This is a genomic window from Burkholderia sp. AU38729 (genome assembly GCF_020419725.1).
Classification (GTDB): domain Bacteria; phylum Pseudomonadota; class Gammaproteobacteria; order Burkholderiales; family Burkholderiaceae; genus Burkholderia.
Genome location: NZ_JAIZQO010000021.1, coordinates 47,327 through 69,410, shown reverse-complemented (window position 1 = coordinate 69,410; position 22,084 = coordinate 47,327). Strand labels below are relative to the sequence as shown.

Here is a 22,084-nt window from a genome sequence, read left to right as displayed (position 1 = left end):
TTCGACACTGCGTAATGCTCAAAACGAGGAAAAAGACGCAGCAAAAACAACCTTAAAACCGGACATTTTTAAATGGCTGGAAGGTGGACATCTGAATCCGGGTATGACATTGGTTGTAAGAGCAAAGTTGTAATGTCGCATCTGGGCAAAGTTGAAATGTCCGCTTTCGGGCCGCGTAAGCTGTTCGGTCGCCGGGTGTCCGGCGCCGGAGGCTGCGATGGCTGTAACGGAACGGATCACGATGACGATGCGCGAGCTGGACCGATTCAAGGTCATTCAGGACGTGGCGGACGGCAAGCTCAAGCCATGGCGTGCGGCCGAACGGCTGGCGTTGACGACCCGCCGAATTCGCCGGTTCGTCGGCAGGCCACGTGAGCACGGCAAGGCGGACGCGATCGATGCCGAGACACCGGGCGAAGGACGCTAACCGCTGTCAGGACCCGGGTGCTGCCGATTGATGACTGTTCCGTTTCCCTCCGCCAGCTTGACGGAACAATCAGACACGGAACAATCAGACCCAAGCCGCAAGACAACCGACGCGCACTTTTCAGACGCACAGCAGCCCGAGCGAGATGGCCTTCGTCACCGCATGGCGACGGCCCTTGGCATTGAGCTTCCGAACGACATTGCCGATATGAAAATTCACGGTTCGCTCGGTGATGCCGAGAATTTCGCCGATCTCCCAGCTCGTCTTGCCGGCGGAACACCATTGCAGGCATTGCCGTTCGCGTGAACTCATGCCCGACATCCGCGTGGTGCCCTGCCCTTTGGTTTCCCGCGCGATCATGGTGACCTTTTCCTCGATGTACGCGCAAAGCAGGCTGAGTTTCGCGGTCTGGCCGAGGTCGTGCGCCGGGATGCCTTCAGAGCCGTCGGATGCCACACTCAGCACGCCGATGTCGCCGCGATGGCCGCGCACCGGCAAGCTCAGGCCGTGAACGAGACCGAAGCGACGCGCGTCCGCTTCGAGGCACCGCTGCTCGCCGGAGCTGTACATCGCGCGCTCCCATCGCAGCGGCAGCGAAGACGTGCGTGCGTGGGCGAGTATCGGGTCGATATTCGCGTAGCGGCGCTCGGCGTAGACATCCTGCCAGGCCGGGCAGTTCGAGATGATGTGACTGAAGGCCGTCTCGCCGGCGGACCCGGACGAGACAACCGAATACATATAAGTTTGGTATCCGGCCTCGCGGCAGAAACTTCCCACGTGGGCCCCGAGTTCCTCCATCGTCTGCGATTGAAGGATAGGCATGAATTCGTCTACCAATTCAAACTCCGTATTGACTCTTCACTGATCTCGAACGCGAGCACGCATCAACACCATCGGAAACGCCGCGCTCGCCCGCCGACAAGCGGCGCCCGCGCGGGTCGATCCGGTATTTCATGGCCGGTACTCGGGGCGAGTCCGGCTGGTGCCGACGGTACGGGAGCGGTTAGCTGCCCGACGCACTTTCGCGCAGCTCGCGCACCTGCTCGACACGTTCATGCACGGCGGCCGACGCGACCGGCCCTGCCTTGAGCAGGACGCGATCCACGGTAATCGGCTGCAGGTCATTCCTGTCGACGACCACGGATTCCAACACCCGACCGCTCTCCCGATCGATCTGCTGAACCGCGACACCATCGTTGACGAGATACTTGCTCCCCCAATCGAACAGCACGACCAGCAGCGGGAACAGGTCGATGCCCATCTGCGTCAGCACGTACTCGTAACGCGTGGGTCGCGTCATGTAGCGCCGGCGCTCCAGCAGGCCCTGATCGACCAGGCGTTTCAATCTGCGCGTCAGCGTATTGGTTGCAATCCCGACACTGCGCTGGAATTCGTCGAAGCGTGTGCACCCCTGCAACGCATCCCGCAGGATCAGGAGCGTCCACGATTCGCCGATGCAGTCGAGTGCGCGCGCGGTCGGGCACTCCATCGATTTAAAGCTGGTCGTTCTCATGGCGTGAAGGCTAACATCGTGACTTCTAATATGCAAGTGACTATCCGGACGGATGCCCTGTGGCGTCAAGGGCGTGCCGGACGGCCGTGTCCGGCACGCCCCCGGATCAGGCGTCTGCCGGCGGAGGGCCGAATATCAGCGCGGCGTTCGTTCCGCCGAAGCCGAAGGAATTCGACAGCGTGTAACGCACCGGCCGCGACTTGCTGCGGTTCGGCACCAGATCGAGGCCGTCGCATTCGGGGGCCGGGCGATCGAGGTTGATCGTCGGCGGTGCGACCTGGTCGCGGAGCGCCAGCAGCGCGAACACCGCTTCGACGCTGCCGGCGGCGCCGAGCAGGTGCCCGGTCGACGCCTTCGTGGCGGACACCGACGCACCACCGAACAGATGCTCGCCAAACACGCGTTTCAGCGCGGCGATCTCGGCCAGATCGCCGGCGGGCGTCGACGTCGAATGCGCATTGATGTAGTCGATGGCGTCCGGCTCGATGCGCGCACGCTTGAGGGCGGCCAGCATCGCGCGGGCCGCGCCGTCGCCATCGTCCGGCGGCGCGACGATGTGATAAGCATCGCCCGACATGCCGTAACCGATCACTTCCGCGTAGATCCGGGCGCCGCGCGCCAGCGCATGCCCGTATTCCTCGAGGACGACCATGCCGCTGCCCTCACCCATCACGAAGCCGTCGCGGTCGGCATCCCACGGCCGCGACGCACGCTCCGGCGTGTCGTTGAAGCCCGTGGACAGCGCTTTCGCCGCGGCAAAACCGGCGATCCCGACCTCGCACACGGCGGCCTCCGCGCCCCCCGCGATCATCACGTCCGCGTCGTCGAGCGCGATCAGGCGCGCCGCATCGCCGATCGCATGGGCGCCGGATGCGCATGCCGTGACCGTTGCGTGCGTCGGGCCGCGAAAGCCGTACTTGATCGAAATCTGGCCGGCGGCCAGGTTGATCAGGTTCGACGGAATGAAGAACGGCGACAGCCGCTTGCCGGGCGCGCGCTCGATTTGTCGCGATCCAGCCTCGATGCCCGGCAGCCCGCCGATACCGGCACCGACCATGACGCCGGTGCGATTCTGCAGCGCCCGGTCGTCCGGATGCCATCGTGCGTCGTCGAGCGCTTCCGTGGCGGCCGCGATCGCATAGACGATGAACGGATCCATTTTCTTGACTTCCTTCGCCTCGACCCATTCGGTCGCATCGAAGCCGCCGTCGCGCGCGTTGCCGGCGGGAATCAGCCCGGCGATCTTGCAAGGCAGATTCGACGTGTCGAAGCGATCGATGGTCGTGATGCCGCTTCGACCGGCGAGCAGGTTCCGCCACGAGTGTTCGACACCGACGCCGAGCGGAGTCACGAGGCCGAGCCCCGTCACGACGACGCGCCGCAATCCCAGCGGATGAGGCAGTTGGGGAGTGATGGCATTCATTGAATTCTCCAGTTGGTTCGCGGTGAATGACCTTGACGCGGGCTCATCGGCTGACCTCGAGTTCGACCGCCTGGTTGCAGAAGCGACCGCCCAGCACACACGCCGTCACGAGCACCAGCGCGGACGTCGCGACCGGGAGGACGATCGAGTGCGGCTGCAGCAACGAGGTCACGATCGGGGCGACGCCCCAGGCAAGCGCATTGATCGACGAGACGACGCCCAGCACCTGCCCCTGGTCGTCGGCAGTCGCGCGGTTCGACGCGATGCTGAGCAGCGTGACATAGCAGTTGGAGACGGCGAGCGCGAGCAGCGGCACGGCCGCCCAGAGGCTGACGGGGGCGTCGACCATCATCACCAGTGCGATCAGGACCGGTTGCGCGATCAGGCTGCCCATGAGGTTCTGGCGCGGTGAAAACGCCTTCGCCAGTGCGGGAATGATGAACAGCAGCGACACGGCGAAGCAGGCCGAGTAGAACGACAGCAGCATCGCCTCCCAGAACGCGTCGAATCCATACCGCAACAGGGAAAAGGCCGACATGTAGTTGAAGAAGATGTAGTAGCCGGTCAGGAACACCGCGAGGATGACGAGCGGCGTGCGGAGTACCGGCGATGCCGCATTCGCGACGATGCGCCGCCATGCGCCGGTGCGTCGCGCGGGCGTGGTGCCGTCGTGTGCGCGACGATCGGTGAAGAACGCGATCACGAACGCGAGCGTGAGCGCCGCCAGGGCGGCACCGATGACGAACGGCAGCGCGACGCCGAACGCACCGCCGCCCGTGCCGGAAAACACCCCACCGATGACCGGCCCGATCGCGAATCCCACGCCGTTCGCCGCAGTGATCATGCTGAGGTTGCCGGCTTTCGTGTCCGGCGTGCTGATGTCGATGACGGCCGCCTGCGCAACCGGCAGGCTCGCGGCGGTCAGGCCGCAGATCGCGCGGCCGACGAGCACCCCCCACAGACTGCCGGCGTACACGCCGGCAGCGGTGCCGAGCATGCCGAGCGCGTTGCCGCCCAGGCACAGCAGCAACACCCGTTTGCGGCCGTACCGATCGGACATGTCGCCGAGCAGCGGCGACGCGGCGAACATGGCCAGCGGATAGAGCGCCAGCACGATGCCGTAGATCTGATAGCGCGTGGCCTCGCTCACCGACGCTGCAAACAGGCCGGTTTCGTTGTTGAGCAGCATCGGCGTCAGTGCGGGAAACACGATGCCGATGCCGGCGGCATCGACAAAGATGGTCAGGAACAGCGAGGCAATGGCAAGTTTGGATGTCTTCATGGTCAGCGTGCGGACGGACGGGCAACCGTCCGTCCGGGTTCAGGGAAAGGGATCAAAGCGCCGCGAGCCGGTCCAGGCAAGCTGCGGTCGTGTCGAGCAGCCAGTTGCCCGAGTCGTCGGCGGCCGGCATTTCCAGCCGGCCGAGTTCGTCGAGATACGCGGCATGTTCGACGGGCCGCCCGCACCCCACGCCGTCGCCGAGCGCGCTGTACAGCGGCAACATCCTGAAGAACGGATCGGATTCGGGCGTCTCGTCGCGGGCGCGGGCCACCCATTCGGCGGCCGGTATCCCGCGCAGCGTCGATCCGTTGCGCAGCCGCGCCACGATCGCGCGAAAATCCAGATCGTCGATATGGACATTGCGCACGGCCGACATCATGGTGACCTTGCTGCGACGGACGATGTAGCGGGCCACGTGTTCCGTCGGCATGACCGGCACCGCAACGGGAAGATCCGGGTAAGCGCCCATCGCCACGCACTTATTGCTGAACGCGACGAAATGGTTCTGCCGTTTCAGGTTCGGATCGCGGTCGTCGATCAGCAACGGCAGCCGATAGATCGACGTGGGATAGCCGTGCAGTACCGATTGCGCGAAGCAGGCTTCCGCCACGAACTTCGAGCGTTCGTAACCCGACGACAACGCGCGGATCGCCGCGTGGTCGAGCCATTGTTCCGGCAGCGATCCCAGCTCCGTGTACTGCGTCGAAATGTAGTGCACGTGGGCGACTTTCGCGGCCGACGCAAACGCCAGGACGTGCCGGCTCGCGCCGACGTTGCCCTCGCGCATGAAGGCGTAGTCGGCCGCGTGATTGACGTGCGCCGCGCAATGCACGACCTGCGTGACATGGGTCAGCAACCGCGCATGGCTGTCGTCGTCCATGCCGAACCGCGGCACGGTTGCGTCGCCGCGGCAGATCCGGACACGCGCGACGGGCAGCGCGCCGCCGAACATGGCACGGTAGCGGGCGTCGAGACGCGCGCGCGCGTCGGCGTCGTCGTTGCCGCGCACCAGCACGTAGACGTCCGCGTGCGTTTCCTCGAGCAGCATCCGCAGGAGCCACGCGCCGAGGTGCCCGGTCGCGCCGGTCAGCAGATAGGCGTCCGCTGCCTTCGCCGTCGTCCCCGTGAATGCCGGCAGCGTCGCGACGGCCGCCAGATCCGCCGCATACGGCGCATCCTCCTGCCGGTTGACGGCGTCGTTCGTCGTCGTCGCCCCGTCGGGCCGGTGCGCACATGCGGCAAGGAAACCGTCGATCGTCGGGTTGGTCAGGAAGCGGCTGAAGTCGATCTTCAGCGCGAGCTCGCGTTCGGCGGCGAGGACCATGCGCGTCAACGACAGCGAATCGCCGCCGAGCTGGAAGAAGTTCTCGCGGGTCCCGATCGAGGCCAGGTCGAGCTGCGTCTTCCATAGCGTGCACAAGGCCGCCTGTTCCGGCGACAACGCCTCCGCCGCGTCGGCGGGACGCCGTGCATCGGCGTCCTGCTCGATCCGGGCCAGCACGCGTTCCGTGAGCGCCTTCCGGTCGACCTTGCCGCTGCTGTTCGACGGAAATGCGTCGAACAGCATCAGGCGCCACGGCACCATGTAATCCGGCAACCGCGCTTTCGCGCCGGCCAGCACGGCAGGCTCGTCGAACCCGTCCGCAATGACGCAGCCGACGATCTGCCGTCCGACTGACGAGGCGGCGCCGACATCGACCACGAGTGCGCTCGCGTGACGGACGCCCGGGTGCGACATCAGCACGTGTTCGATCTCGCCCAGCTCGACCAGCAGCCCGCGCAGCTTCACGCGGAAATCGTTGCGACCGATGTAGTCGAGTTCGCCGTCGCGCCGCCATTTGACGATGTCGCCGGTGCGGTACATGCGCGTCGCACCGTCCTGATACGGATTGGCGGAGAACGCGTCGGGCGTCTTGAGCGTGCCGATGTAGCCGCGCGCCACGCCGCTGCCGCCGAGGTACAACTCGCCGGGCACGCCAGGCGGCACCGGGCGGCCGCGTGCGTCCAGCACCCAGCAGCGCACGCCGTCGCACGCGAGGCCGATCGATGCGCCCGGCCCGTCGGGCACCTGGGTGCATGCATGATGCGTCGCATAGATCGTCACTTCCGTCGGCCCGTACAGGTTGTTGAGCGTCGTGGTCGTGCCCGACGCGAGCCATGCGCGCACCACCGGCTGCATCAAGGCCTCGCCGACCGAAATCACGTGGCGCAGCGTCGGGCAGCGGGTGAGCGGCTCGAGCAGCAGGTTCAGCAGCGACGGCACGGTGCTCATCATGGTCACGTCGTGGCGTACGCACACGGCGGCGTGGCCGGCCGGCCCGTCCGTTTCCTCCATCAGCACGACGACCCCGCCCGTCATCAGCGGCAGGCAGAATTCGGGCACCGAGATATCGAACGTCAGCACCGTCCCTTGCAGGAACCGGTCGCTCGCCGAGAAGCCGAAATGGCGCTCCATCCAGCGCAGGCGCTGGGTCAGGCCCAGATGCTCGACCAGCACGCCCTTCGGATTGCCGGTGCTGCCGGAGGTGAACAGCACGTAAGCGAGCTGGCCGCCGCGATCGGCGTAGTCGCCGTTCGGTTCCAGTCGAGCGTGATGCTGCACGCGGCCGGCTTGCACGACGTCGCAGTCGATCGCGGAGTGGTCCGCGCGAAGCACGACGTCGCACAGCCCCAGCGCGTCGCGCTCGGCGAGCGCCTGCCGCACGTCGTCGGACAGCCGGTGCCGTTGCGTCAACACCATCGCGCAGCGGGCCGTGTCGATCATGTAGCCCGTGCGCGCCGCCGGATGCTTCAGGTCGAGTGCGACGTACGCGGCAGCGCATTTCCAGATCGCGAGGATCGCGATGATGGATTCCGGGCACCCGAAACGCGGCATCAGGATGCCGACGGTCGTCTCGCTGCCCACGCCCTGGCGGTGCAGCGTATCGGCCACGGTATCGGCCAGCGCGTTCAATTCACGATAGGTCAGCCGTCGTTCGCCCCATTCGATGGCGACCGCGTCCGGCGTCTCTTGCGCGCGCCGGGCGAACTGCTCGTGCACGCATGCCGTGTCGCCCGGATCGATATCCCGCGTGTCGCGCGGCACCGGGCCGCGCCCGGATGCCAGCAACTGCAGCTGGTCGGCGGGCAGCATCGTGATCGAGCCCACTTCGCGTTCGGCATGAGCGGGGTCGGACAACGCCACCAGCAGCGTCGCGTAATGCTCCGCGATCTGTTCGACCGTCGCGCGGTCGAACACGGCATCGGCGTACTTGAGGTCGATCGCCCAATCGTGCTGACGTTGCGTCACCCACGCACTCAGGTCGAATTGCGCTTCCTGCTGCGTGATGTCGAGCGGTGTCGCGTCGCACCGGGCACCGACGTCGACCACCATCTCGGAGGCATCGAAGTAGTTGAAATACGTCTGGAACAGCCCTGCCGAACTGCTGGCGGAACGCAGGCGTTCGTCGCGCATCAACAGCGCGAGCGGGACGTCCTGGTAATCGACCAACTCGAATAGTGCGCGCCGGACCCGGTCGACCGCCGCCGTGACGGTCTGGTTTTCGTCGACTTCGCTGACGAGCGGCAGCACGTTGACGAAATGGCCAACCGTGTTGCGCCAGCGTTGTGCCGAACGACCGTTGAACGCGACGCCCGTGATCACGCGATTCTGGTTCGAGTATCGCGCGAGCAGCAACAGCCACGTGGCGAGATGCACGGCCGCGCGCCGTCCGCCCGGCATCGCGTTGAGCTGGTCGGCCAGGCGCCGCGACACCGGTACGCGCACCGTGCCGCCGGTTTTCGCGCCCTGCTCCGTGCGCACCCGATCCACCGGCAGGTCGACGCTGACGGGGACGCCGTCGCCGTCGATGATCCGCTCGACGAAGAATGCGCGTGCGGCCGTCAGGGTCGTCGCATCGAGTGCCCGTTGCGTGGCCACGAAGTCGCGATAGGGTGCATCGGAATCGACCAGCGGTGCCGTGGTGCCGCACATCGCCTGAAGAAGCTGGACGCCCACGATGAAAATGGTCGCGGCATCCATCACGAGGTGATTCGACGTCACGACCAGATACCATTCGCGCGGCGACACGCGCAGCACGTTCACGCGCGTCGCGAAGTCGGTCGCGAGGTCGGGCGACGCGACCAGCAACGCCTGGATCCGGGCGTCGACGTCGACACCCGATGCGGCGTCCTCGGTCGCGATCGCGCAACGCGAGAACGTTTCGTCAAGCGAATGAATGACGTATCCCGGCTCGTGCTCGACTTCGTCGAACGTCGCGCGCAGCAATTCGTGTTCGCCAAGCAGCGCGCGCCATCGCGCCGCCAGCCGATCCAGGTCGAGCCCCTCGCCGGCCACGCGCCAGCCGACTGCGCAGTTGTAGGCGCGGCTGTCGCGGTGGCGGATCTGCTCGTACCAGATCGCGAACTGATTGTACGAAAGCGGTACGCGGGCCGGTGCACCGCCCTCCTTCACCGGCGCGGCCTCGGCTTGAGCCGTCGCCGTCGCCTGGCTCATCGACTCCACCAATCGGTCATGGATATCGGCGAGCGTCGCGCTGTCGAAGAACAGGCTCGCGGGCAGGCTCAGCCCGAGTCGCCCCTGCAGTTCGCTGCGAATCCGGATCGTGCCGACCGAATCGAGCCCGAGTTCGTCCAGCGTCGACGTCCTGGCAATCTGGTGCGGCGCATGGCCCGTTTCCGCGGCGATCAGCCTGCTCAGCAGCGCGAACGCGCCATCGGCTGTCGTCGTGGCCGACGCCGGCCCGATCGTGGCCGCGGCTGCGTCGCGTGTCGCGAGCGTGTCGCCCGATCGTGCGGGCGCTTCCGGGACGACGCGATAAATCGCCAGATGCGCGCCGCGCCCGATGCGCGCCATCGCGGCGGTCAATGCCGCGCAGGCGGCTTGCGGGGCGAGCGGTTGCAGCCGTCGCAGCGAGCGCGACGGTGCGCGCGCCCCCACCCGCTTCAACATGCCGGTGTCCGCCCACGGCCCCCAGTCGACCACGATGGCCGGCAGGCCGAGCGAAGCACCGTGCGCGGCCAGCCGTTGCAGCCCCGCGTTCGCGATCGCATACGAAATCTGGCCCGGCGATTCGACCAGCGACGCCAGCGACGAGAAATACACGATGAACCCGATCGAAGGCTGCCCGCACGCGTAGTCGTGGAGCACCGACGCCCCGCGCAACTTGGCGCCGAGAACGGTGTCGAGTTGCGCCGCGTCGGTGTCCAGGATGTTCCGGTCGGCGGTCGCGCCGGCCAGGTGAAAAATGCCGTCCAGCGCACCCGCATGAGCAGTCAGCCACGCACCGTCGACCTCGGCGGCGGCGAGATCCGCGACGAGCAGTTGAATCGTCGCGCCGGACCGCTCGCGCAGGCCCGCCACCCATCGGTGATCCTCGTCGTCCGGCGTCAACGCGCGTCGGCGCATCAGGACGAGGTTCCGGCATCCGCAATCGTCGACAAGATGTTCGACGAGATGTTTGCCCGCCCCGCCGAACGCGCCGGTTACGAGGTAGCGGCCGTCGCCGCGCGGCTGAAGCGCGTTGTCGCCGTCGACTTCCGGCAGGCCGGCCACGGTTTCGCGGCGCGCCAGCCCAGCGTCGTCGATACGCCATAGCGGTGTCGCGATGCGCCGCGACGTGATGCCCGGCTTGACGTCCCGGACCGCCAGGATCGCGTCGACGACGCGATCGCCCGCGACGGCGACCTCGAGCATTGCCGCGTCCAGCGTGGGCAGTTCGGCCTGCAAGTGGACCGCGAGCGCCTGCATCGTCGCCGCGCCCAGCACGTCCGGCGCGGCATGACCCGTCTCCGTCACGAGGCAGACCTGCAGCGGCTGTCCCGGTTGCCGGTCCGACACCGTCTCGATGCTGCGCCGCACGTCTCGAACGAAAGCGGCGACCGCGCCATAGGACGCTGCGCCGGACAGCCACGCGTGAGGCGCCCAGACGACGATCGTGCGGACTCGCGCGCCGTCCGCCTGCGGTTCGTCGATCGGCTTGCCGTCCCGATGCGAGGCTCCCGGCAACGCGAGCAAGCGGCTTGCCGCGCCGCGCGCGGCAAGACCTTCGTGCCAGCGATCGGGCGCCGGCGCATCCGCCGGTGCGAGCAACAGCCACGTTTCGCCGCTCAGCGACGCGCCGGCCGACAACGCCGGGACACCGTCGCGCACCCATTCGACCCGGAAATGCACGTCATGGCGCTCGGCGGCGCTTGCCGACAGGCGCACGCAGGTCACGCCATGCAGTGTTGCAACGTCCCGGCCGGATTCGTCCTGGACGAGCACGTCGCCGACCAGCATCGTGTCGCTCGACTCCCGCAGCACGGCCCGGCAAGTCAGCGCCGACGACCAGCGCGCGTCCGGATCGATCCGGATCGACTCGAGTGCGACGGGGGCATAGGCGCTCTCCGGACGGCCTCGGCATACACCGAGCGACTGGAAGCACGTGTCGATGAACGCACTGTGACTGAGCGGCAGGGCCGGCTGCGCATCCGGCGGTGCGATGCGGCAGCGTACCTCGGTGTCGCTGACGCGCTGGTAGGCGGCGATCCGCTGGAACAGCGGGCCGTACTGGACGCCCCGGCGCGCATATTCGTCAAAGAACGCGTCCGGGCGCGCCCATTCGCCTGGCTGCTCGTCGAACCGGCCGCTCGACGGCGGCAGCGGCGCGTGTTCCGATGCGACGTGCACGCGCGCCAGTTCGGCATCGCCATCGTCCGGCAGCCGATAGACGATCGTGTAGCGGCCATCGTGCGCGGGACCGGCCACGTGGCAGGCCACCTCGTGCGTCGCCGCCGGATCGTCGAAGGCGAGCGGCCGGCTGACCGTCAGATCGTCGAGCTGAATCATCGCGCCGGCAGGACCCTGTCGGCGCGCTCGCGCGATCGCCTGCATCGCGAGCGCGACGCCTGTCGACAGGTAGAACGCACCGGGTACGATCGCCCGGCCGTGAATCCGGTGCTGATTGATCCAGTCGAGCGCGGGCGTGCCGAGGTCGACCTGCAAGGTCGCGCGAAAGTCGATGCCCGACCAGACCGGCGCATCGCGCAGCGGCTGTGGCGGCGCGGCACGGGTGCTCGCGCGGGAGACGGTGTGCGGCCACGACGCCGGTTGCAGCAGCGTGTGGTCGAAACGATATGTCGGCAGTTCGACGAACGGCCCGGCGGCCCGCGCATCGCCGAATGCCTGCATGGCCTTCCGGATGTCCAGTGCACCGCCTTCCGCGAGGTGTCCTGCGGCACGCAGGAACGTTGCGTCGTCGGCGCCGCGCCGGTCGATGCTGGGCAGGCACGCCAACCCGCGCCGTGCCGCCCGCGCGGTGGCCGCGACGAGGCCGCAGAGAACAGGACGCGGCCCGATTTCGAGCACCGCGTCGACGTCGTCGCCGACGAGCCCGGCGGCGGCGGCCGCGAAATCGACGGGCCGCACGATCTGTTCGGCCCAGTAGGCCGGCGAACCCGGTGCCGCGTCCATTTGCACGGACCCGACCCATCCCTCGACGGAACTCACGAAACGGACGGACGGTCGCGCCACCGCGACGCCGCCGGCCAGGAGACGCGCCGCATGCGCGGCGAATTCGTCTGCCGCGGCTTGCATCAGCGGCGTATGAAATGCGCCCTGCGTGTCGAGCGGCAGGGTCGTCAGGCCTTGCCGCCGGGCATGCTCCGCGGCGGCCAGCACGGCCGCCTCGGACCCGGCGACCACGGTCGATTCGGGTGCGTTCAGCGCCGACAGCCACAGCGCGGCCGACGGCAGGCCCTGATTGACCTCGTCGATCAGCGCCTCGACGACCTGCCGCGGCGCAGCGATCGACAGCATCTTTCCGGGGCTGACCGTACACGCCCGCTCCATGGCATCGGCGCGCGCCAGCACCAGGCGGGCCGCCGTGTCGAAGTCGAATGCGCCGGCGAACCACGCCGCCGCATATTCACCGACACTGTGCCCGAGCACGGCGTAGGGCCGGCAACCGAGTTCCTGCCAGAACCGCGCGAGCGCGCATTGCAGGACGAGCAGCGAGAGCTGGGACGTCCGCTGTTCGCGCGCGAGCGGCAGCGTCGCGCCCGCCACCTGCTCGGTGGCCAGCATGCGCGGCAGCAACGGCGTGCTCCAGCCGACGATGCGGTCGACGTGACCCGCGAATTCTGTGAGCAACGCGCGGAATCGCCGGTTGGCGTCGAACAGGCTGCGAGACATGCCGGCGTACTGGCTGCCCTGCCCGGTGAAGACCATCGCGACGCGCTGCAGCCGCGTCGTCGGGACCGGTGCGGCGCAACGCGCGCGCAACCGTTCGACTAGTTCGGCCGGGCTGCCGGCCGCGACCGCGATCGACGCATGCGGCCACACCTGGCGGTTCGCCAGCGCCGCGTCGCACAGTGCGTGCAGGTCGATATCGGGCGATGCCTCGATCGTATCCGCATAGGCGTCAGCCAGCGCCTGAACCGACGCCGGCGTGCGCGCCGACAGGAACAGCAGGCTCGCGCCGCTGCGGCGCTCCGCCGCCGGCGTGGCCGCACGATGGGCGCGCGACTCGCCCAGCACGACGTGCGCGTTGGTGCCGCTCATGCCGAACGAGCTGACGCCCGCGATCAGCCGCCCGTCCGGATCGCCCGGCTGCCAGTCCGTGGCAGTCGCAGGGATCACGCCCTGGAAGCGGGCAAGCGGCAGATCCTCGCTGATATCGTCGGCCATGCAATGCGGCGCGAGTTGCCGCGCGGACACGCACAGAGCCGCCTTGATCAGGCTCGCGATCCCGGCGCTCCCCTCGCAATGGCCGATATTGGCCTTGACCGCCCCGAGATACAGCGGATGCATGCGCTTGCCGAACACGTCGGCGAGCGCCGACAGCTCGATTCGATCGCCGAGGTCGGTGCCGGTCCCGTGTGTTTCGACATAGGAGACGTCGGCCGGCGTCAGCGCGGCGCTCGACAGCGCGTCTTCGATCACGCGCCGCTGGGCGGCCTGCGAAGGCGCGGTGATGCCGTTGCTGCGGCCGTCGCTGTTCACGGCGCTGCCGAGCAGGTTCGCGTAGATCCGCTTGCCGGTGCGCACGGCGTCCGATTGGCGCATCAACACGACGGCGCCGATGCCTTCGCCGCGCGCGAAGCCGTCGGCGTGTCGCGTGAAGGTCTTGCAGCGACCGTCGGCGGCCAGCATGCCGGCCTGCGCCAGATCCACGCTGTAATCGTGCGTCAGCATGAGCGACGCGCCGGCCACGATCGCCGCGTCGCATTCGCCCGCGGCCAGCGCGCCGAGCGCCTGGTGAACCGCCACCAGCGACGACGAGCATGCGGTATCGACGACGAATGCCGGGCCTTCGAGGCCGAGGTGATAGGCGATCCGCCCCGCGGCCATGCTCCCCAGCGCGCCGCGGCTCAGGAAACCGTTGTAGTCGTCGCTGCTCGCCATCCGGCGTGCATAGTCGAGCGTGCTCAGACCGACGAATACGCCCCAGCGCTGCTTCCTCAGCGACGACGGGTCGATGCCCGCGTCCTCGATGGCGTGATAGCTCGTTTCCAGCAGCAATCGATGCTGCGGATCCATGTAGATGGCCTCTTTCGGCGCGATCGAGAACACCGCCGGATCGAATGCCCACGGCGAGCGGGCAAGGAAGCCCCCGTGCAGCGCTTGCGGCGGCGTCGCGGCGCGGTCCGCGCCGAAACGGCCGGCCGGCATCGGCCCGGTCGCTTCCCGCCCGTCCAGCACCACGGCACGGAAAGCATCGAGCGAATGGGCGGTACCGGGCAACTCGCACGCCATGCCGACAATGGAGATTTCCTCCGGTACCCGTTCACGCTGCTTCATTGCTCGACTCCGTCGTTGCGTTGTGTTTTTCCGTTCCGTTCTGCGCGTCGATCTGTTGCAGCATGCATTGCACCGAACGGCAGGCGCCTTCGAAGAAGCCCTGCAGGTCCGAATAGGCCTCGCCGCAGATATGCACGCGCCGGTTGGCCGGATCGGCGCCGATGCCGAACGCGGCCAGTTGCCGAATCACGTCCGCCGAGCGGTAGCCGGGGCGCCAGAAATGCACGCCGGCGCCGAACGGCGCCATGCTCCAGTCGCGGATGCCCCATTCGAGGATGCGCGGCGTGTCGTCGCGCGAGAACGTCTGCTGCAGCGTCCGGACGAGCGCCGCCTTCAGGCGCTCGCCCCGGTTGCGATACGGGGCCGACTGCCAGCCGCGGCGGCCTTCTTCCGTGTCGATCAGGTTGGCCCAGTACTGATGCCACGGTTCGTCGCTGTAGAACATCGCCATGCCGTACCGTTCAGGCTGGCTGGGGTGGACCTCGAAATGAGCGGCCCGGACCATCGCGCCTTCGCCGCTGCCTGGCGGCGTGTCGGCGTTCCACCACGGATCCTCGACCACGCAGCATGCCCACGTGATCGGGAACGGGACGACGGCGTCGAGGCTGGCGGTCACGGCCGGCGGCAGGCAGCGGGCAAGCGCCCGGAGCGGGCGCTGCGGCAGCGCGAGCACGACGCGCCCGCACCGGACGACGACGCGGCGCCGCTCCGCGGTCGACACGTCTTCGATCGTCGCGGCGATGGCGCCGTCGGGCTGCTCCGACAAGTCGACGAGCGCGTGATCCACGACCACGTCGACGCCCAGTGCGCGCACCGCGCGCCCTGCGTAGTCGATCAGCGTCTGCATGCCGCCGACCGGCAGGTAGGACGGACGCTCGAGCAGGCGCAGGTCGAGCAGCGTCGCGATCCATTCCGCGGCATTCGGGTTCGCGTTCTTGAAGTTGTAGAACGCCCCCTTCTCGCGCGTGAACTCGACCGCTTCATGGCTCAGTACGTTCGACAGCACGTTCCAGATACCCTGCTGGTAAAGCGGCATGCCTCCAAACTGGGCGTGCGTGCGGAATCTCGCCAGTGCCTCGGCCCGGCCGGGCCGGTCGAAGCGGTCGCCGTCGAGGTCCCACTGGTCCGCGACGATCACGCGCACCGCATGCATCAGCAGCGCCCAGGGCGGATCGTGCGCGCGCGGATCCGCCAGCAGCGCGCGCTCGTCCTCGGTCAGCTTCGCCGCGCACGGACGGATCGACGAACCTGCCTCGTGCGACGAAATGGGTTGCACGGGTACGGCGAGCGCCTGCACGAAGGCGTCGACGAGCGGCTGAAGATCGGGCTCGATTCGCACGGCGCCGTATTCCGCACGGAATGCGCCGGCGAGCATCTCGTCGGTCTGCACCCGGCCGCCGATGCGAGACAGCATCTCGACCAGGCGAACCCGCAGTCCGGGGTGACGCTTCTTCAGTTCATAGGCGGCATACAGGCCAGCCAGACCGCCACCGGCGATCAGTACATCGGTATCCAAATGAATTCTCCGTCTGGAAGACCCGGTGCCGCGTGCGCCATTGCGCGCGGCGACCGGTGTCGTTCTCATGCCGTTGCAAGCCGCGAGTGGATTTCCCGCGAAAGAAGGTCGATCGTGTAGTACTCGAACATGTCTTCGGCACGGAGGGACACCCCGAAGGCGGCGCTGAGCCGCAGCGACAGCGCCTGAACGCCCAGCGAATCGAGCCCGATATCCGCGAACGGTTCGTCCCGGTCGATCAACGCATCACTGCCCAGGCCGATCAACTGGGCCAGCGCGCGGCCGATTTCGGATTCGACGTCGTTGGCCGGCACGTCATCCGCCCGGGTGCGCTCGCTGGCCTGGCGGCAGAGGTCGACGAGCGCGCGCCGGTCCGCCTTGCCGCTCGTCGCCTGGCGCGGGATCTCCGCGACCGCGACCCAGTCCTTCGGCAGCCAGGCGGCCGGCAGCGCGTGGGCAGCGGTTTCGCTCAGCGCTTGCCTCCACGCGGCGTCGTGGCCGTCGGCCAGAACCACGATGGCGGTCAGCCGGTCGCCGACGACGAGCGCGGTGGCATCGCGCACCATCGGCGAGCGCAGCACCGCGGATTCGATCTCCGCCAGTTCGACGCGCTGGCCGTTGATCTTCACCTGGTCGTCCACGCGCCCCACGCAGTGAACGAGGCCGTCTGCATCGACCCGGCAGATGTCGCCCGTCAGGTAGATGCGCGAGTACACCGGCAGGTCACCGGTCTCGAACAGCGGATTCGCGATGAAGCGCCGCGCCGTTTCCGCGGCGTCGTTCACGTAGCCGTTGGCCAGTGCCGCGCCGCTGATGCAGAGTTCGCCCTCCTCCCCCGGCGTCGTCGGCACGATCGCGTCGGTCACGCCGTCCGCCGCGGTTCGACGCAGGTAGAAGCGCGTGTGCGAAACCGGTGCGCCGATCGGCAGCGAATCCCGCGGCGCGTCGTCGAACGGCCATGCGCTCGCCATGATCGTCGCCTCCGTCGGCCCGTACACGTTGTGGACGACCGTGTCGGGCAACAGGCGCCGGGCGCGCTCCGCGAGCGACGGACGGAAGACCTCGCCGCCGACGCAGATCGCCTTCAGGCTCGTGCATTGTTCGAAGCCCGGCGTTTGCGTGATGAGGTTGAACATCGTCGGCACGGTCGTGATGTGCGTGGCCGCATGCCGCCGGATCGCGGCCACGATCTCGACGCTGTCGATCCGGTGCGTGCCGCCGAGAAAGCACACCGTCGCGCCGATGGTCAGCGGCGCGAGCAGCTCGTGCATGGATGGGTCGAAACACGGGTTGATGCTTTGCAGCCAGCGATCGTCCTCGCGGAAACCGAGGTAGTCGATGATCCAGCTGAAGTGATTCCACGCGGCGGCATGCGAGACGGCAACGCCCTTCGGCAGCCCGGTGGAACCGGACGTGAAGATGATGTAGAGCGGATCGTGCAGCTCGGCATCCAGTCCGAGATTGTCGGACGACAACTGGCTCGCCCGATTCAACGCCGCATAGACGTCGCTTTGCGGCACGTCGCCGAGCTGCGTCATCGCGCGACCTTCCAGGGCCGTCAGCACGAACGCGATGCGCGCGCGCTGGACCATGTGACGCATCCGGTCCTCGGGGCACGCGGCGTCGACCGGCACGTAGACGGCCCCGCACTTCAGGATGGCCAGCAACGCGACGAGCCTGACAGGATCGTGATCCGTGCACACGCCGACGGCCTCGCCGGCACGGATGCCGACTTCATCGCGCAGGAAACGCGCCAGCCGGTTCGCGCGCGCGTTCATCTCACCGTAGGTCACGCTTTCGCGCTCCGAGAGGGCCGCGATTCGATCGGGTGCCGCTGCGGCGCGCTGCTCGAAGGCCAGATGCGGGATGCGGGGTGAATAGATGGATTCAGTCATCGCAGGATTCAGGACGAAGGGATTGAACGATCGAAGCGACACAGGCGACGTGCGGCTCCGAGAGCATTGAAAAGTGATTGCCGGGTACTTCGATGCCCTGCACGCGATGCTGCAGCGCGTGCGCATGCCAGTCGGGCAGCAGCGGCTCGCGCGCGTGCAGGCATGCCACGCGCGCGGCCGGGGCCGCGGCGGTGCGGTGGGACTTCAGCAATGCCAGGCACGTGCGGCGCATGTCGAGCACCTCGCGCAGGCGGGCGGCGGGCATGCGCCGACGCAGGCAGGCGTCGATTTCGCTGTCGCTCGGCGATTCGGCGAGGACGCGATCGGCTTCCGCCGGCGGAAACATCGCCTTGAGCAGCGTGACGCGCTCCGTGCGGTCGTCGCTCACACGCTCGCGGGCCGCCAGGGCCAGCGACGGATCCAGACTGACCACGACGCCCAGGCGCTTGCCGCGCTGCTCGAGCAGGGCAGCCATTTCGCGCGCCACCACCGCACCGAACGAGTGACCGCCGATCCAGTGGAAAGGCCGGTCGTCGATCTCGCACAGTGCATCGACATAGCGGTGCGCGAGGTCCTTCAGGTCGGCGGCCTGCGCGAGTTGCGCCGGCACCCCGCGAAACGCCCTGACGATGAACGGCAGCCGCGCGGCCAGCGGCGCGAACGGCACGACGCTGCCGTCGGCGCCGTGAATCAGGGTCAGCACGGCATCGCTTGCATCGCGCGCCGCGCGTCCGGCGAGCACGCGCGTGACGTCGACGATCGGATCGACGGCCAGCTGATCGGCGAGCTCGGCTGCGGTGTGACGCCACCTGTCGCCGATGGCGGCCGCGAGCGCCGGCGCGCCGGCAACGCTCACCTGCCATGCGTTCGCCTGCGTCGGGTCGTGCGGCCGCAGCACGATGGGGCCGTGTGCGCCGCCGCGGACCTCGAGCTCCCATTGATCGAGGGCGGCGCCGGCGTCCGCGCCCCCCGCCGCGTCGAGACGATCGGCGACCCGTCGGACCAGCGTGCGGAAAGCACCGGCGATCTCGGGCGGTCCGATCGTGATCGCCGGGGGCGCGGCGCCGACGGCCGAGCGTCTGCGGATCGTGATGGTCGCGTCGTTGCCGCCATCGACGCCGCGCACCCCGGCGCGGCACAACGCCGCGAGAAAACCGTAATGGAGCGGCGCTCCGAGAACCTGGGCCAGGCTGGCCCGCAGGCGCGGGGCGATATCGTCCGTCCGCATCATTCTGTATTTACCCGATTTGCAAACCGCACGTTTCTTTGAACATGCAAAAAATATATTAAATATCAAATCACCGTTGCGGAATGTGATTAGACAATCAAAATCCGTTGTCGTGAACCTGCAATATCTGACAGATATCCCTGACACAAACATCAGGTGTCATCGGTGTGAATAAAGCTGTCTGTTCTGACAGCGATCATTTCGAGAAAATAGTCGATACAATCCTCCCCCGCTCCACCCTGATACGTCTTGAAAATCAATTAAATCAACATCGGACCATCGAGAGGTTTTAAATGGAAGTGAAAGCACCTGAGAGCGAATCGGCCCGATCGATTCGGCAAGAAATCGCGTCGTTCCTGCGCAGCAAAAGCAATCTCCCCGTCACCGCGGAACACGCGACGGAGAAGCTTCTCGCCAAATCACTGGACCTCGACGAAATCTCGCGGCGGCGCGAGGCGTTCTCGACGCATGCGGAGATCGACAGCACCGCGGTGCTTGCGAACTACGAACTTCTGCATGGCGTGAAATACCTGGATCGACTCATAAACTGCGAAAAGCAGCAAATCGATGCAAAATGTATTGTCGCCATCTTCAGAGGGACGGAAATCTGCCTGAATAACATTTCCGTCCTCGCCGACCGGATCGTCGACGACATCAGCCATTCCCGCTTCGGCGACGTGTCGGTCAAGATTTCGTGGATGAATCATTTCAACGATTCCCTGTACCGCTTTTCGCAGTTGCTGGTGCAAACGGATCTCGGGCGCAATGGCGGGGACTTTCTGTCGATCGAGGATTCGTCCACCTATCAGGCGGCCGCGAAAAAAACCGAAGCGATGTACGAAGCGCTGAAATCGGCGCCGGAAGCGGTCGGCGACGTTTCGGAGAAGGACCTCGACGATCCGCAGCGCTTCACGTTCTTTCACACCTTCGTCAATACCAATTACGAAACGATCTGGCTGGCCGTGCTGCGCCACGTTCGGGTGCCGGGCGTGTTTCGCCTGGAGGGCGAGAGCGCCGAGCAGTTCTATCAGCGGGTCGTGCAGAACGACGAGGTGCGCGATGCGGTCACCTGCGTCGACCTCAAGGATCCGACGTACCTGATGCAGTTCCGTGCGTACCACCAGATCAGCGAAGTCCTCGTGGGCCTCGTCAACGACGTGATCGCGGATTCGATTCTGGCGCTCGTGAACGAAGCGAACGAGTCGTTCGAGCATGAGGCGACGTCGCTGGCGCTGTGCAACAAGTTGCTGCAGATCGTCACCGACAACATCAAGCCGATCGTGCGGACGCTGAGTCCGAAGGCTTACTTCGCGATCCGGCCGGCGCTTGGCATCACGAGCGGGTCTCACTCGCACAATCTGCGCAAGGGGCTGTTCCTGACGATCTACCCGCTGCTGGTGCGTTCGCTCCGCCTGCGGCTGATGGCATTCAACGACACTGCCGCGCGCGACGACGACGCCGTGCTCGAGCAGGCGCAACAGGTGCTGCGCCAGAACACGCAACCGGCGCTCGCCGCGATGATTCGTCAGACGGTCTACGTGTACCAGTATGTGCGGACATGGCGTGACGAGCACATCCAGTTCGTCAAGACGCAGATCGGCGTGAGTCCTGAAGACAACACGCCGACGGCCTCGATTTCGGGCGCCGAAAACGCGGCCCAGACCGCGCACAACTTCCGCAACTCGCACATGAACGATCCGATCGGCCCGCTTTACGAGGCGACGCTCGGCAAACGACCGCCCGCCCCGTTCTCGATCGTCCATCCGGGACGTTTTGACGAGCACATGGCGTTCTTCACGGCGAATGCGGTCAAGGCGATGTATGCCGACGTGCAGCAACGCGCGCAGCGCAAGCGCGACCGCGGGGTCCGCACGGGAGGCGCGTCGTGACGACTTTGCCGCTGGTGATGGTGACGGGCGCGAGTTCCGGCATTGGTGCGGCGGTCGCGCGTGCGTTCGCGGCGCTCGGGCATCCGCTGCTGCTGGTGTCGCGGCGGCTGGCCGAGCTGCAGGCGCTCGATTTGCCCAACGCCGCATGCGTCGCGGCGGACGTGACCGACGAGCGTGCGGTGCGGGCCGCGGTGCAGGCCGCGCAGGCGCAGTTCGGCGGTGTCGACTGCCTCGTGAGCAGCGCGGGAACGATGCTGCTCGGCGAGCCGCTCGAACAATCGGCCGACGAACTGCGGACCATGCTGGACGTGAACGTCGTCGGGACGATGAACGCGATTCAGAGCGTGCTGCCCGGCATGATCGAGCGGCGGCGAGGCAGCATTTTCAATGTCAGCTCGATCACCGGCCGCCAGGCCTTTCCATTTCATTCGACGTATTGCGCATCGAAATTCGCGGTGCACGGCATGTCGGCGGCGCTGGGCGCCGATCTCGGCCAGCACAATATCCGCGTGTCGACCATCGCGCCGGGCGTGGTCGACACGCCCTTGCTCGACGCCACCACGTCGGAGTCCGCCAAGACGATGTTTCGCGAGTGGATGAGTTCGCTGGCTTCGGTTCTGCATCCCGATGACGTCGCACGCGCGGTGTGCTTCGCCTATGCGCAACCGCAGCACGTCTGCATGAGGGAGATCTTCCTGACGTCCACCGCACAAACGTCCTGAAGCCAACCCGCTCGCGATTCGTCGTGAGGCGTCGGGCAGACGGATCGGGTGTCGGCTGCCGCAATCGTGAGGGAACTGCCGGCGGAGGGTGCCGGCGGCCCGATCCTGCCAGTCGAAAACCCTCGAAACCCGACTCGATGAACTGCGCCCCGAAGGCCGGATAGCGATCCGGTTTTTGGGGCGCTTTTCGTGGAGCGCTGTCCGCCGGTCGCGGACAGGTGCCCCGCTCGCCTGCCGCCTCGCAAAGACTGTCCATCGGTATCCGGCGGGCGATGTTGACCGCAGCATGCTCGGCACCGAGACTGACGCGTTTGCCGACTGGTCAGTTTTGAAACGAAATCAGGCTATTGTGATAAGAAAAGTTATCCCGACATCGGCATTGAGTTAGCCAACTGCGTGTTCCGCAGC

The 22,084-nt window shown here is 67.1% G+C and carries 11 protein-coding genes and 1 pseudogene; 3 read left to right on the top strand and 9 right to left on the bottom strand.

Annotated features, from left to right (window positions below):
* Positions 1-217: 217 nt before the first annotated feature.
* A pseudogene (locus LGM56_RS35565) lies at positions 218-382 on the top strand (ISNCY family transposase); the annotation flags it as partial.
* Between the two features lie 165 nt (positions 383-547).
* Here the strand turns inward: LGM56_RS35565 and LGM56_RS35560 are convergent.
* The 9 genes from LGM56_RS35560 to LGM56_RS35520 form a co-directional block, all read right to left on the bottom strand.
* A complete protein-coding gene (locus LGM56_RS35560; RefSeq protein ID WP_089431111.1) occupies positions 548-1,264 on the bottom strand; it encodes a helix-turn-helix transcriptional regulator in 717 nt (238 codons plus the stop codon).
* Positions 1,265-1,430: 166 nt separating this feature from the next.
* The gene (locus tag LGM56_RS35555; protein ID WP_226208117.1) at positions 1,431-1,916 is read right to left on the bottom strand and encodes a winged helix-turn-helix transcriptional regulator; all 486 of its coding nucleotides are present in this window, start codon (positions 1,914-1,916) and stop codon (positions 1,431-1,433) included.
* A gap of 130 nt (positions 1,917-2,046) precedes the next feature.
* Entirely contained in the window at positions 2,047-3,330 is a 1,284-nt protein-coding gene (fabF, locus tag LGM56_RS35550) for a beta-ketoacyl-ACP synthase II (protein WP_218828067.1), read from the bottom strand.
* Between the two features lie 76 nt (positions 3,331-3,406).
* Entirely contained in the window at positions 3,407-4,645 is a 1,239-nt protein-coding gene (locus tag LGM56_RS35545) for an MFS transporter (RefSeq protein ID WP_089494902.1), read from the bottom strand.
* A 52-nt stretch (positions 4,646-4,697) separates the two neighbouring features.
* Positions 4,698-14,426 carry a non-ribosomal peptide synthetase/type I polyketide synthase gene (locus tag LGM56_RS35540; RefSeq protein ID WP_226208116.1) on the bottom strand — a complete coding sequence of 3,243 codons (9,729 nt, stop codon included), beginning with the start codon at positions 14,424-14,426 and terminating at the stop codon, positions 4,698-4,700.
* A complete protein-coding gene (locus tag LGM56_RS35535) occupies positions 14,413-15,942 on the bottom strand; it encodes a flavin monoamine oxidase family protein (RefSeq protein WP_226208115.1) in 1,530 nt (509 codons plus the stop codon). Before LGM56_RS35535 ends, LGM56_RS35540 begins: the two co-directional genes overlap by 14 nt.
* Before the next feature lie 65 nt (positions 15,943-16,007).
* Complete coding sequence (locus LGM56_RS35530) at positions 16,008-17,837, bottom strand: amino acid adenylation domain-containing protein (RefSeq protein ID WP_226208114.1); 1,830 nt, start codon at positions 17,835-17,837, stop codon at positions 16,008-16,010.
* Positions 17,830-19,068 carry a thioesterase domain-containing protein gene (locus LGM56_RS35525; RefSeq protein ID WP_226208113.1) on the bottom strand — a complete coding sequence of 413 codons (1,239 nt, stop codon included), beginning with the start codon at positions 19,066-19,068 and terminating at the stop codon, positions 17,830-17,832. Before LGM56_RS35525 ends, LGM56_RS35530 begins: the two co-directional genes overlap by 8 nt.
* Positions 19,069-19,484: 416 nt before the next feature.
* The gene (locus LGM56_RS35520) at positions 19,485-19,727 is read right to left on the bottom strand and encodes a hypothetical protein (protein ID WP_144023049.1); all 243 of its coding nucleotides are present in this window, start codon (positions 19,725-19,727) and stop codon (positions 19,485-19,487) included.
* A 36-nt stretch (positions 19,728-19,763) separates the two neighbouring features.
* On the opposite strand from LGM56_RS35520, the gene LGM56_RS35515 reads away from it, so the two are divergent.
* Both LGM56_RS35515 and LGM56_RS35510 read left to right on the top strand, forming a co-directional pair.
* On the top strand, positions 19,764-20,954 hold the full coding sequence (locus LGM56_RS35515) for a hypothetical protein (RefSeq protein WP_226208112.1): 1,191 nt from the start codon (positions 19,764-19,766) through the stop codon (positions 20,952-20,954).
* Complete coding sequence (locus tag LGM56_RS35510; protein WP_226208111.1) at positions 20,951-21,676, top strand: SDR family oxidoreductase; 726 nt, start codon at positions 20,951-20,953, stop codon at positions 21,674-21,676. Before LGM56_RS35515 ends, LGM56_RS35510 begins: the two co-directional genes overlap by 4 nt.
* The last annotated feature ends 408 nt before the right edge of the window (positions 21,677-22,084 follow it).

What these genes read in the sequence shown, in the direction of transcription:
- LGM56_RS35540 (WP_226208116.1), bottom strand. Translation starts at nt 14,426, where the DNA reads ATGAAGCAGCGTGAACGGGTACCGGAGGAAATCTCCATTGTCGGCATG.
- LGM56_RS35530 (WP_226208114.1), bottom strand. Translation starts at nt 17,837, where the DNA reads ATGACTGAATCCATCTATTCACCCCGCATCCCGCATCTGGCCTTCGAG.
- LGM56_RS35555 (WP_226208117.1), bottom strand. Translation starts at nt 1,916, where the DNA reads ATGGAGTGCCCGACCGCGCGCGCACTCGACTGCATCGGCGAATCGTGG.
- LGM56_RS35515 (WP_226208112.1), top strand. Translation starts at nt 19,764, where the DNA reads ATGAATCATTTCAACGATTCCCTGTACCGCTTTTCGCAGTTGCTGGTG.
- LGM56_RS35520 (WP_144023049.1), bottom strand. Translation starts at nt 19,727, where the DNA reads ATGGCTGATGTCGTCGACGATCCGGTCGGCGAGGACGGAAATGTTATT.
- LGM56_RS35545 (WP_089494902.1), bottom strand. Translation starts at nt 4,645, where the DNA reads ATGAAGACATCCAAACTTGCCATTGCCTCGCTGTTCCTGACCATCTTT.
- LGM56_RS35525 (WP_226208113.1), bottom strand. Translation starts at nt 19,068, where the DNA reads ATGATGCGGACGGACGATATCGCCCCGCGCCTGCGGGCCAGCCTGGCC.